General features: G+C 74.1%; 10 protein-coding genes. 8 read left to right on the top strand and 2 right to left on the bottom strand.

Translation table 11 applies throughout. The features are described from left to right. The 7 genes from ACFWA9_RS35145 to ACFWA9_RS35115 form a co-directional block, all read left to right on the top strand. A partial coding sequence (locus ACFWA9_RS35145; RefSeq protein ID WP_380392902.1) for an LCP family protein occupies positions 1-1,624 on the top strand: 1,624 nt, incomplete at its 5' end. Positions 1,625-1,861: 237 nt separating this feature from the next. Further along, positions 1,862-2,647: a VOC family protein gene (locus ACFWA9_RS35140; protein ID WP_329489037.1), complete on the top strand. Its 786-nt coding sequence runs from the start codon at positions 1,862-1,864 to the stop codon at positions 2,645-2,647. A gap of 182 nt (positions 2,648-2,829) precedes the next feature. Continuing rightward, on the top strand, positions 2,830-3,579 hold the full coding sequence (locus ACFWA9_RS35135; RefSeq protein ID WP_329489038.1) for a beta-phosphoglucomutase family hydrolase: 750 nt from the start codon (positions 2,830-2,832) through the stop codon (positions 3,577-3,579). Beyond that, positions 3,576-5,984 carry a glycosyl hydrolase family 65 protein gene (locus ACFWA9_RS35130; protein ID WP_352291184.1) on the top strand — a complete coding sequence of 803 codons (2,409 nt, stop codon included), beginning with the start codon at positions 3,576-3,578 and terminating at the stop codon, positions 5,982-5,984. Before ACFWA9_RS35135 ends, ACFWA9_RS35130 begins: the two co-directional genes overlap by 4 nt. Before the next feature lie 132 nt (positions 5,985-6,116). Beyond that, complete coding sequence (locus tag ACFWA9_RS35125; protein WP_380392905.1) at positions 6,117-7,829, top strand: pyruvate dehydrogenase; 1,713 nt, start codon at positions 6,117-6,119, stop codon at positions 7,827-7,829. 92 nt (positions 7,830-7,921) lie between these two features. Continuing rightward, positions 7,922-8,557, top strand: a complete 636-nt coding sequence (locus tag ACFWA9_RS35120; RefSeq protein WP_352291183.1) for an XRE family transcriptional regulator — start codon at positions 7,922-7,924, stop codon at positions 8,555-8,557. A 32-nt stretch (positions 8,558-8,589) separates the two neighbouring features. Beyond that, on the top strand, positions 8,590-8,796 hold the full coding sequence (locus ACFWA9_RS35115; protein ID WP_380392897.1) for a DUF6126 family protein: 207 nt from the start codon (positions 8,590-8,592) through the stop codon (positions 8,794-8,796). A gap of 41 nt (positions 8,797-8,837) precedes the next feature. Here ACFWA9_RS35115 and ACFWA9_RS35110 read toward each other — a convergent pair whose 3' ends face one another. Together ACFWA9_RS35110 and ACFWA9_RS35105 are read right to left on the bottom strand one after the other, a co-directional pair. Continuing rightward, the gene (locus ACFWA9_RS35110; RefSeq protein WP_380392894.1) at positions 8,838-10,286 is read right to left on the bottom strand and encodes a PLP-dependent aminotransferase family protein; all 1,449 of its coding nucleotides are present in this window, start codon (positions 10,284-10,286) and stop codon (positions 8,838-8,840) included. Between the two features lie 138 nt (positions 10,287-10,424). Further along, positions 10,425-10,886, bottom strand: a complete 462-nt coding sequence (locus ACFWA9_RS35105) for a carboxymuconolactone decarboxylase family protein (protein ID WP_380392892.1) — start codon at positions 10,884-10,886, stop codon at positions 10,425-10,427. A 99-nt stretch (positions 10,887-10,985) separates the two neighbouring features. On the opposite strand from ACFWA9_RS35105, the gene ACFWA9_RS35100 reads away from it, so the two are divergent. Then, positions 10,986-11,891, top strand: coding sequence for a sigma-70 family RNA polymerase sigma factor (locus tag ACFWA9_RS35100; protein ID WP_380392889.1), 906 nt, complete (start codon positions 10,986-10,988; stop codon positions 11,889-11,891). The last annotated feature ends 76 nt before the right edge of the window (positions 11,892-11,967 follow it).

The following is an 11,967-nucleotide window of genomic DNA, read 5'->3' as shown; positions in this document are numbered from 1 at the left end:
CCGGGCGGCCGGCGCGGCCGGTGCCGGCGGGGCCGCGGCCGGCGGCGGCCGGGCGGCGGCCCGCAACAGCCGCAAGCCGAAGAAGAACGTGAAGAAGATCGTCGCCTGGTCGGCGGCCGGTGTGCTGGTGCTGATGGCCGGCGCGGGCGGCGCGATCTACCTCAAGCTCAACGCCAACATCAAGACCTTCGACGCGGACGCGATAGCCGGCGACCGGCCGCCGGAGGCGCAGGCCGACGCGGACGGCAACAAGCCGGTCAACGTCCTGCTGATCGGCTCGGACAGCCGCGGCAAGAACAACGCCGACCTGGGCGGCGGCGAGGACGGCGGCGCCCGCTCGGACACCACGATCCTGCTGCACGTCTACGCGGACCACAAGCACGCCGTCGGGATCTCCATCCCCCGCAACGCCATGGTGGCGATCCCGTCCTGCAAGCTTCCGGACGGCAAGTGGACCAAGGCCGCCACCAGCGACCTGTTCAACGCGGCGTTCTCGAAGGGCGAGAGCGACGACGGCAACCCCGCCTGCACCCAGAACACGGTGGAGAAGCTCACCGGCATCCGGGTGGACCACACCATCGTGGTGGACTTCCAGGGCTTCTCCGCGATGACGAAGGCCGTCAACGGGGTCGACGTCTGCCTGCCGAAGCCGATCTACGAGAACGACATCAACCCCAAGCTCCCCAAGAAGGGCGCCGTCGTCCTGCCGCAGGGCAAGCAGAAGGTCGAGGGCCAGCAGGCGCTGAACTTCGTCCGGCTGCGCTACGGCATCGGGGACGGCTCCGACATCGGCCGGATGAAGCGGCAGCAGGCCTTCCTCGGCTCGCTCGCCTCCAGCATCAAGAGCCAGGGCCTCAACCCCACCACGCTGCTCCCGCTCGCGGACGCCGCCACCAAGTCGATGACCGTGGACCCGGGCCTCGGCTCCGCCGACAAGCTGCTCTCCTTCGGCCTCTCGCTGAAGAACATCGACATGCACGAGCTCAAGTTCGTGACGCTGCCCTGGCGCTACCGCACCCAGGACAAGAACATCGACATCATCCAGCCGGACGCCAACAAGCTCTGGGACACCCTCAAGGCCGACCGGACCATCGACGGTCAGAACGCCACCGGCCAGCAGACCGACGCGCCGGCCGCACCGACCGACGCCGGCTCGCCGAGCGCTCCGGCGGCGCCGACCACGCCGCCCGCCGCGGCCTCCGACGCGGGCAACGCCGCGGTCAAGGTGTCCGTCTACAACGGCACCACCACCACCGGGCTGGACGGCAAGGCGAGCGAGGCGCTCAAGGCGGCCAAGTTCACCGCCACCAAGGCCGGCCCGGCGGCCAGCACCAAGTACGCGACCACGATGATCGAGTACGGCTCCGGGCAGAAGGCCAACGCCGAGAAGGTCGCCGAGCTGTTCCCGGGGGCCACCGTCGAGGCGGCCAAGTCGGCCGGCATCACCGTGATCGTCGGCAAGGACTTCGCGGCGGCGAACGGCGGTGGCGCGGCCGCCCCCGGTGCCGCCGCGGCCCCCGGCGCCGCGGCCGCTCCCTCGGTGCCGGCCCCGCTGCCCACCAGCGTGACCAACGACGCCCGCTCGGCGGACGAGGACATCTGCGCCGACGTCTCCTACGGCTGACCCGACCGGCGGGAGAGCGCCCGTGGCGGCCCCCTTCCGCCGCCCGCGTCCGGGTGGCCCGCCGGGTCGCCGTCCGGTGGCGGGATCGCGGTGGCCCGGTGAAGGTGGGCGGTGTACCGCCCGCCGGTCGCGCCGCCGCCCGGGCCCCCGCCCGCGTCGCGGCCCGGGCCCGGGCCACTGGGCTCCCCGGCCGGTCGTGGCGGAGGACGAGGAACCCGTACTCCCGGAGGCCCAGCAATGCCCGAAGTGACCGCTCCGTACGCGCCCGGCACCCCGTGCTGGATCGACCTGATGGCGAGCGACCAGCAGGCCGCCCTCGACTTCTACCGCGACCTGTTCGGCTGGCAGGGGGAGGTCGGCCCGCCCGAGTTCGGCGGCTACGCCGTGTGCGCGCTGAACGGGAAGCCGGTGGCCGGGATCATGGCGCAGATGGCGCCCGAGGGCCAGCCCCTCCCGCCCGTCGGCTGGACCACCTACCTGGCCTCGGACGACGCCGACGCCGCCGCCCGGTCCGTCGCCGAGAGCGGCGGCACGATCCTGTACCCGGTGATGGACGTCGGCACCGTCGGCCGGATGCTGGTCGCGGCGGACCCGACCGGCGGGGTGTTCGGCGTCTGGCAGAAGGTCGACTTCATCGGCGCGGGCGTCGTGAACGAGCCCGGCGCGCTGGTCTGGAACGAGCTCAACACCACCGACACCGACGCGGCCGGGGCGTTCTACCAGCGGGCGCTGGGCCTGAGCCCGGCCGCCCTGGAGAGCGTGGAGGGGTACTACTCGCTGAGTGTCGGCGACCGCTCGGTGGGCGGCATGCAGCGGCTCCCGGACTACCTGCCGCCCGGCACGCCCCCGCACTGGCTGACCTACTTCTCGGTGGACGACACCGACTCCACCGTGGACGCCCTGGTCCGGGGCGGCGGTTCGGTGCTCCAGCCGCCGTTCGACATGGCGGCCGGGCGGATGGCGGTCGTCCAGGACCCGCAGGGCGCCGTCTTCGCGGTGATCGCCTCGCCCACCGCGCCGTAGCCCACCGCGCCATAGCGAGTCACGTCGTAGCCAGTCACGGCGTACCCAGTCACGGCGTAGCTCCCCGCGCCGTAACCAAGCTGTAGCGCCCCGTAGCCGCGGCGCCCCCGGAAGCCTCCCGTTCCCGCGACGCGCCGCCGGGAATGGGAGGCTTCCCCGCGTTTGCGGGTAAGACTGCACCCATGCTGGGGCTTCCGGACGACATCCGCGCTTTCCTCTTCGACCTCGACGGGGTGCTCACTCAGACCGCCAAGGTGCACGCGGCGGCCTGGAAGGACACCTTCGACGCCTTCCTGCGCGCCGAAGCGGCCCGCACCGGTGGGCAGTTCGTCCCCTTCGACGCCGTGACCGACTACGACACCCACGTCGACGGCCGCCCGAGACTCGACGGCACTCGGGCCTTCCTGCACAGCCGGGGCATCGACCTCCCCGAGGGCACCGACGCCGACCCGCCCGGTGCCCGCACCGTGCACGGCGTCAGCCTGGCCAAGAACGAGACCGTGCTGCGGATGATCCGCGAGCAGGGCGTCCAGCCGTACGACGGTTCGGTCGCCTACGTGCGGCGGCTGCGCGGGCTCGGGCTGCCCGCCGCGGTGGTCTCCTCCAGCGCCAACTGCCGGGACGTGCTGCGCGCCGCCGGCATCGAGGAGCTGTTCGAGGTGGTCGTGGACGGCGTGGTGGCCAAGCGGGACGGCCTGCCGGGCAAGCCCGCGCCGGACACCTACCTGGCCGCCGCCCGGGCCCTGGGCGTCGAGCCCGCGCACGCCGCGGTCTTCGAGGACGCGCTCGCCGGGGTCGCCTCCGGCCGGGCCGGCGGCTTCGGCACGGTGGTGGGCGTGGACCGCACCGGCCAGGCCGACGAACTGCGCCGCCACGGCGCCACCGTGGTCGTCGCCGACCTCGCCGAGCTGCTCGAAGGAGGTGCGGCATGACCGGGCTGGACAACTTCGCCGTCGACCCCTGGCAGATCACCGAACAGGGCCTCGACCTGGGCGCGATGGCCCGCGCCGAGTCCGTCTTCGCGCTCTCCAACGGCCACATCGGCCTGCGCGCCAACCTGGACGAGGGCGAGCCGCACGGCCTGCCCGGCACCTATCTGAACGGCGTCTTCGAGCTGCGGCCGCTGCCGTACGGCGAGGGCGGCTACGGCTACCCGGAGTCCAGCCAGAGCGTCATCAACGTGACCAACGGCAAGATCATCCGGCTGCTGGTGGACGACGAGCCCTTCGACCTGCGCTACGGCGAACTGCTCAGCCACCGGCGCTGGTTGGACTTCCGGACCGGGCTGCTTCGGCGCGAGGCGGAGTGGACCTCCCCGGCCGGTCGGACCATCAAGGTGCACTCGACCCGGCTGGTCTCCCTCACCCAGCGGGCGATCGCCGCCGTGGAGTACACCGTGGAGGCGGTGGACGGTCCGGTCCGGATCGTCCTGCAGTCGGAGCTGGTCGCCAACGAGCAGCTGCCCGGCGGCGCCGAGAGCGACCCGCGGGCCTCCGCCGTGCTGGAGGCGCCGCTGCTCGCCGAGGCGCACCACGCGGGCGGCACCAAGGCCGTCCTGGTGCACCGGACCCGCTACAGCGGCATCCGGGTCGCGGCCGGGATGGACCACGTCATCGACGGCCCGGACCGGCTGGACACCGTCGCCGAGGCCGAGGCGGACAACTGCCGGATCAGCGTCACCACCCTGCTCGAACCGGGCGAGAAGCTGCGGCTGGTGAAGTTCATGTCCTACGGCTGGTCCGCGACCCGCTCGCTGCCCGCCGTGCGGGACCAGGTGGAGGCCGCGCTGACCGCCGCCCGGTACACCGGCTGGGACGGCCTGGTGACCGAACAGGCCGGGTTCCTGGAGGAGTTCTGGGAGACCAGCGACATCGAGGTCGAGGGCGACGTCGAGCTCCAGCAGGCCGTCCGGTTCGCCGTCTTCCACGTCCTCCAGGCCGGTGCCCGCAGCGAGGAACGGGCCATCCCCGCCAAGGGGCTGACCGGCCCGGGCTACGACGGGCACAGCTTCTGGGACACCGAGACCTTCGTCCTGCCGGTGCTCACCTACTGCCTGCCGAGCGCCGTCAACCAGGCGCTGCGCTGGCGGCACACCACGCTGCCGCTGGCCCGCGAGCGCGCGGTCCAACTCGGCCTCGCCGGAGCGGTGTTCCCCTGGCGGACGATCCGCGGCGAGGAGTGCTCCGGCTACTGGCCGGCCGGCACGGCGGCGTTCCACATCGGCGCGGACATCGCGGCCGCCGTCGCCCGCTACGTCCGGGCCACCGGGGACGTCGAGTTCGAGCGCGAGTACGGGCTGGAGCTGCTGGTCGAGACGGCCCGGATGTGGCGCTCGCTCGGCCACCACGACGCGGCCGGCAACTTCCGCATCGAGGGCGTCACCGGGCCGGACGAGTACAGCGCCGTCGCCGACAACAACGTGTTCACCAACCTGATGGCGCAGAGCAACCTGCGCGCCGCCGCCGAGGCCGCCGCCCGGCACCCGCACGAGGCGGCCGCGCTCGGGGTGGACACCGAGGAGACCGCCGCCTGGCGGGACGCCGCCGCCGCGATGTTCGTCCCCTACGACGAGAACCTCGGCGTCCACCCGCAGGCCGACGGCTTCACCGACCACCAGGTCTGGGACTTCGAGCACACCCCGGCGCAGAACTACCCGCTGCTGCTGCACTATCCGTACTTCGACCTGTACCGCAAGCAGGTGGTGAAGCAGGCCGACCTGGTGCTCGCCATGCAGGTGCGCGGGGACGCGTTCACCGACGAGCAGAAGGCCCGCAACTTCGCCTACTACGAGCGGCTGACCGTCCGCGACTCCTCGCTGTCCGCCTGCACCCAGGCGGTGATCGCGGCCGAGGTCGGACAGCTGGACCTCGCGTTCGACTACACCGCCGAAGCCGCCCTGATGGACCTGCACGACCTCGGCGGCAACACCGGCGACGGTCTGCACATGGCCTCGCTGGCCGGGGCCTGCATCGCCCTGGTGGCCGGGTTCGGCGGCTTGCGGGACCACGGCGAGGCGCTCTCCTTCCGGCCCCGGCTGCCACCCGGGCTGATGCGGCTGAGCTTCTCGCTGATGGTGCGCGGCCAGCTGCTCGGGGTGCGGATCACCCACGCGGGCACGACGTACACGCTGCGCCGCGGCGAGGTGATCCACCTGCGCCACGACGGCGAGGGGGTGCAGGTGAAGGTCGGGTCGCCGGTCACCCTGCCGACCACCGTGCCGCCCGCCCAGGAGCGGTGCAGCCAGCCGCCAGGCCGCGAGCCGGCCCGGCGCCAGCCGCAGGCCGGGGTGATCGGCGGCACCCTGGGCCCCGGGCCGGAGCACCTCGCGGCCGAGTGACGCCCGGCCCCGCCCGTCACCCCTTCGGCCCCGGCCGGGGTGCGGCGCGGGGCGCTCCGCCGGAGGGTGCAGGTGTCCCGTGGCAACCGGCGGCCGGTGAAGGAGCGCCCCGTGGTGAGTGTGGCCGAGCAGATGGTCGAGGTGCTCCGGCAGGCCGGGGTGGAGCGGGTCTACGGCGTGGTGGGGGACAGCCTCAACCCGGTGGTGGACGCCATCCGCCGGGCCGAGGGGATCAGCTGGGTGCACGTCCGCAACGAGGAGGCCGGCGCCTTCGCGGCGGCCGCCGAGGCCGAGCTGAGCGGGCGGCTGGCCGTCTGCGCGGGCTCCTGCGGGCCCGGCAACACCCATCTGATCCAGGGCCTCTACGACGCCCAGCGCAGCGGCCTGCCGGTGCTGGCGCTGGCCTCGCACATCCCGTCCGGGCAGATCGGCACCGGCTTCTTCCAGGAGACCCACCCCGAGCGGGTGTTCACCGACTGCAGCAGCTGGTGCGAGACGGTCTCCACGCCCGCGCAGCTGCCCCGGCTGCTGCGGATCGCGATCCAGCACGCGCTGGGCGCGCACGGGGTCTCCGTCCTGGCCTTCCCCGGCGACATCGCCGCGCTGCCGGCCGCCGGGCCGACCGGCAGCAGCCACTTCCTCACCGAGCAGGCGGTCGCGGCGCCGCCCTGGGACCAGGTCCGGGCGCTCGCCCGCGCCCTCAACGGGGCCCGCAAGGTCACCCTGTTCTGCGGCGTGGGCGTCCGCGGGGCGCACGCCGAGGTGATGGCGGTCGCGCAGGCCCTGAACGCGCCGGTCGGGCACTCCCTGCGCGGCAAGGAATGGATCCAGTTCGACAATCCGTTCGACGTCGGCATGAGCGGCCTGCTCGGCTACGGCGCCTGCCACGAGGCGCTGCACTCCGCCGACCCGGTCGTGCTGCTCGGCACCGACTTCCCCTACGACTCCTTCCTCCCGCAGGCCCGCACCGTCCAGGTGGACCACGACGCGACCCGGCTCGGCCGCCGCACCCCGCTGGAGCTGGCCGTCCACGGCGACGTCTCGGCCACCCTGCGCGCGGTCCTGCCGCTGCTGGAGCCCAGGGACGACCGCGCCTTCCTGGACGAGCTGCTGGACAAGCACTGCCGCTCGCTGGAGGACGTGGTCGGCGCCTACACCCGGGACATCGAGAAGCACCTGCCGATCCACCCCGAGTACGTCGCCTCGGTGCTGGACGAAGTCGCCGCCGACGACGCGGTGTTCACCGTGGACACCGGGATGAACAACGTCTGGGCCGCCCGCTACCTCCAGCCCAACGGCCGCCGCCGGGTGATCGGCTCCTTCCTGCACGGCTCGATGGCCAACGCGCTGCCGCACGCGATCGGCGCCCAGCTGGCCTGCCCCGGCCGGCAGGTCGTCTCGATGTCCGGGGACGGCGGGCTCTCGATGCTGCTCGGCGAACTGCTCACGGTGGTGCGCCACCGGCTGCCGGTGAAGACGGTGGTCTTCAACAACGGCGCGCTCGGCATGATCAAGCTGGAGATGCTGGTCTCCGGCTACCCCGAGGCGGAGATCGACAACGGGGACGTGGACTACGCGGGGATCGCCCGGGCGATGGGCATCCCGGCCAAGCGCGTGACCGACCCGGCGCGGGTGCGGGAGGTGCTCACGGAGGCGCTGGAGCGGCCCGGTCCGGCGCTGGTGGACGTGGTCACCGACCCCAACGCGCTCTCCATCCCGCCGCGCATCACGGCCGCCCAGCTGAAGGGCTTCGCGCTGGCCGCCGGGCGGACGGTGCTCTCCGGCGGGGTCGGCCGCATGATCGACCTGGCCCGGAGCAACCTGCGGAACATCCCCCGCCCGTAGGGCCGGTCCAGCCCCGTCGAGGCGGCTGCGCGGCAGTTTGCCTCTGAGGCAAGTTTCTTGCCCGTACGGCAGGCGGGGTGTCCACTGGTCACATGACCACCAGCCCAGCCGGCCCCTCCACCCCCGGCGACCGGACCGACGACCTGGAGGTCGCCGGCCTCGCCGCGAGGCTGCGCGAGCACCGGCTCGGCAGCCGCCTCACCCTGGAGGTCGCCGCCTCCCGGGTCGGACTCTCCCCAGCTTATCTGTCCCGGCTGGAGACCGGCCGGCGCCAGCCCTCACTGCCCGTCCTGCTCGGACTCGCCCGTGCCTACGGCACCTCCGTCTCCGGCCTCCTCGGCGAGTCCCCGGCCGAGGCGGACCCGGTGGTGCGCGGCGGCGCGATCGACCCCGGTCGCGCGGGCGGCTGGGGCTACCGCCGGGCCGGCGCGCCCGGGCGGGCGATGCAGGCGCTGCGGGTGCACGTCCCCCCGGGCGTGCAGGACGCGGTGGTCCGGGTCCACCCCGGCGAGGAGTGGCTGTACGTCCTGCAGGGCCGGCTGCGGCTGACCCTCGGCGACCGCACCCACCTGCTCGACAAGGGCGACTCCGCGCACTTCGACTCGCTCACCCCGCACTGCATCGCCGCCGACTCGGCGGACGGGGTGGAGCTGCTCTTCGTACACACCCTGCTGCAGAGCCCCGGCGGCGAACTCTGCCTCGGCGGCGGCCCCGCAGCCCCGCACTGACCCACCGTCGGACCTCCTGGAGGAGATCTCCCATGGCTGATCCCACCACCGTCACCACCGTCACCGCCGACGCCGCCGCGGCTCCCGTCGCGGCCGCCGCCGACGCGCCGAAGACCGTCGACGCCGGCAAGTGGGCCAACCGCCGGGTCGGCATCCGGGTGCTGATCTACATGGTCGCCACGCACGCCTTCGCCGGCTTCATCATGCTGCTCTTCGAGTTGGGCAACCGGAACAAGTAGCCGGTGGGGTAAGGCTGTTCAACGACCCCGGACCTGCCCGGTCAGGCCGTCCGCAGCAGCTCGCAGAGCGCGTCCAGGGCGGCCGGGAAGAGCCGGTCGGGCGGCGTGGCGTAGCCGACCACCAGGGCCGGCGAGGCGTCCGGGGCGAGCGCCGGGTCGGCCAGGTGCCAGGAGAGGCCGGTGACGGCCAGGTCGAGCGCCCCGGCGCGGGCCAGCAGTTCGGCCTCCGTCGGCGCCCCGGGCGGCAGTTGCAGCACGGCGTGGAGCCCGGCGGCGATGCCCGTCACCCGGACGTGCGGGGCGCGTTCGGCCAGTGCCGCCACGAGCGCGTCGCGGCGCCGCCGGTAGTACAGCCGGCAGCGGCGCACGTGCCGGTCGTAGGTGCCGGAGGTGATCAGCTCGGCGAGGGTCAGCTGGTCCAGCACGGGGGACATGGTGTCCGCCAGCTGCTTCCGCCGGGCCACCGGCTCGACCAAGGCGTCCGGCAGGGCGAGCCAGGCCAGCCGCAGGCCGGGCGCCAGGCTCTTGGCCGCGGTGCCCGCGTACACCACCCGTTCCGGGTCGAGCGCCTGCATCGCCCCGAGCGGCTGCCGGTCGTAGCGGAACTCGCCGTCGTAGTCGTCCTCGATCACGTACCCGTCCTGCTCGCGGGCCCAGCCGACGGCCGCCGACCGGCGTTCGGCGGCCAGCGCGGCGCCGGTCGGGTACTGGTGGGCGGGGGTGAGCAGGACGGCCGCGTCCCGCCGGGCGCCGAGCAGGTCCGTCCGGGCCCCCGCGCAGTCCACCGGCAGCGGCGCCGGGGTCAGCCCCGCGGCCCGGACCATCTCGCGCTGCGGGGGCAGCCCGTAGCCCTCGACCGCCAGGGTGCGGGTCCCGCGCGTCCGGGCCGGACCGCGCTCGCGCAGGGCGGCGCAGAGCAGGCCGATGCCCTGGGTGAAGCCGGAGCAGATCAGCAGGTGGTCCGGGTCGGTCCGGACGCCGCGCACCCGGGCGAGGTAGTCGGTGAGCGCCTGCCGCAGCTCGATCCGCCCGAGCGGGCTGCCGTAGCCGAAGGCCTCGTGCGGCGCGGTGGCGAGCGCCCGCCGCGCGGCGGTCAGCCAGGCGGTGCGCGGGAAGAGCGAGACGTCCGGCCGCCCGGGCGTCAGGTCGTGGCGGGCCGTCCGGCGCTCGGGCGGTGCCTCGGCCGGGCGACGGCCGGACCGCGGGGCGGTCCGCCCGGCCACCGTGGTGCCCGAGCCCTGCCGCGAGGCGAGCCACCCCTCGGCGGTCAGCTGCCCGTACGCCTCGACCACGGTGTTGCGGGCGATCCCGAGGTCCTCGCCGAGCGCCCGGGAGGAGGGCAGGCGCGTTCCCGGGGCCAGCCGGCCGTCCTGCACGGCCTCCCGCAGCGCGTCCTCCAGGGCCGCCCGCAGGCCGGCCCCGGCGGCGCGCCGGCCGCTGAGGTCGAGGTGCAGATCGCCGCCGAACGCGGTCCAGGAGGTGGTGCTCATGGGGAGGGCCGATCCGTGCGGGGCGCTGTGCCGTCCGGGTTGTGTCCGTAGGGGATTATCGCGTGGCCGCGGGAGGCCGGGCGGCGGCCCCGGCCCCCGCGCCGCCGGTCGGTGCCGGTGCGCGGGCCCGCGCCGCGGTCAGCCCCAGGTCGCGCCGGCGGGCTCCTGGATGGTGGCGTTCAGCCGGTTGAAGAGGTTGGTCAGGCCGATCATCAGGATGATCGCGGAGAGCTGCTCCTCGTTGAAGTGGTCGGCGGCCTCGTCCCAGACCGCGTCCGGCACGGCCGGGCCGGAACGGTCGGCCAGCCGGGTGGCCGCCTCGGTCAGGGCGAGGGCCGCGCGCTCCTCCCCGGTGAAGAAGGGGGCCTCGCGCCAGGCGGCGACGGCGTGCAGGCGCTCGTCGGTCTCACCGGCCTTCTTCGCGTTGGTCACCCCGGCGAAGACGCACGCGGAGCAGCCGTTGATCTGGCTGGCCCGCAGGTGCACCAGCTCCATGATCTGGGGCGGGACGCCGCCCTGGTGCATGGCCTTGTAGATGTTCTGGATGCCCTTCATCGCGTCGGGCAGGACCATCGCGGGGTTCTTCATCCGAGCGGTCACGGCGTTTCCTCCGTCGAGTCAGGAGCCCGAGTGCCTTGCGCGCCGGGCCGGTTATCGTCCTTCACTGCACCGACGGATCGCGGAACGGGGATGTGACAGGTGAGCGGGAACGAATTTCTGGCCGGGCAGTTCGAGGAGCACCGGCTCCAACTGAGGGCGGTCGCCTACCGGATGCTGGGCTCGCTCAGCGAGGCCGAGGACGCCGTCCAGGAGACGTGGTTGAAGCTGGACCGCTCGGACGTCAGCGCCGTGCAGAACCTCGGCGCCTGGCTGACCACCGTGGTCGGCCGGGTCTGCCTGGACCTGCTGCGCTCGCGCACCGCGCGGCGCGAGGACCCGCTGGACGGGTCGGACGGGCAGGAGGGCGCGGTCCGGCTGCCCGATCCGGTGGTCGGCGCCTTCGGCGTCGTGGACCCGGAGCAGGAGCTCTTGATGGCCGACTCGGTCGGGATCGCGCTGATGATCGTGCTGGACACGCTCGCCCCGGCGGAGCGGCTCGCCTTCGTCCTGCACGACCTGTTCGCCGTCCCGTTCGACGAGATCGCGCCGATCCTCGGCCGCACCTCCGCCTCCACCCGCCAACTGGCCAGCCGGGCCCGCCGCCGCGTCCAGGGCGCCGCGCCCGCCCAGGACGGCGATCTGAACCGCCGCCGCGAGGTGGTGGACGCCTTCCTCAGCGCCGCGCGCGGCGGCGACTTCGACGCCCTCCTCGCGCTGCTCGACCCCGGGATCGTGGCCCGCTCGGACGGCGGCGCCCTGCGGCCGAGCACGCTGCGCCGCGGTGCGGCCGAGGTCGCCTCGCAGGCGATCACCTTCGCCCGCTTCGCCGAGAACGCCCGGCCGGTGCTCGTCAACGGCGCGCCCGGGGTGCTGTCCTTCGCGGACGGCAAGCCGCTGTCGCTCATGGCGTTCACCATCCGGGACGGCCGGGTCACCGCGCTCGACATCCTCACCGATCCGGAGCGGCTGGCCCGGATCGACCTGGGGCCGATCCTCGGCGGCTGAGCGGCTGAGCGGCTGAGCGGCTGAGTGGCTGAGTGGCTGACCGGTCGGCCGGGGCGGCGGGCGCACCCACGCGCCC

This window comes from Kitasatospora sp. NPDC059973, assembly GCF_042737525.1.
In the GTDB taxonomy this organism is placed as follows: Bacteria; Actinomycetota; Actinomycetes; order Streptomycetales; family Streptomycetaceae; genus Kitasatospora.
The sequence above is the reverse complement of the archived record's forward strand: the minus strand, read 5'-3'. Positions and strand labels throughout refer to the sequence as shown.

Excerpts from the sequence above, each read along its gene's own strand:
- ACFWA9_RS35140 (WP_329489037.1), top strand. The coding sequence starts at position 1,862 with ATGCCCGAAGTGACCGCTCCGTACGCGCCCGGCACCCCGTGCTGGATC.
- ACFWA9_RS35115 (WP_380392897.1), top strand. The coding sequence starts at position 8,590 with ATGGCTGATCCCACCACCGTCACCACCGTCACCGCCGACGCCGCCGCG.
- ACFWA9_RS35120 (WP_352291183.1), top strand. The coding sequence starts at position 7,922 with ATGACCACCAGCCCAGCCGGCCCCTCCACCCCCGGCGACCGGACCGAC.
- ACFWA9_RS35130 (WP_352291184.1), top strand. The coding sequence starts at position 3,576 with ATGACCGGGCTGGACAACTTCGCCGTCGACCCCTGGCAGATCACCGAA.
- ACFWA9_RS35110 (WP_380392894.1), bottom strand. The coding sequence starts at position 10,286 with ATGAGCACCACCTCCTGGACCGCGTTCGGCGGCGATCTGCACCTCGAC.
- ACFWA9_RS35125 (WP_380392905.1), top strand. The coding sequence starts at position 6,117 with ATGGTCGAGGTGCTCCGGCAGGCCGGGGTGGAGCGGGTCTACGGCGTG.
- ACFWA9_RS35135 (WP_329489038.1), top strand. The coding sequence starts at position 2,830 with ATGCTGGGGCTTCCGGACGACATCCGCGCTTTCCTCTTCGACCTCGAC.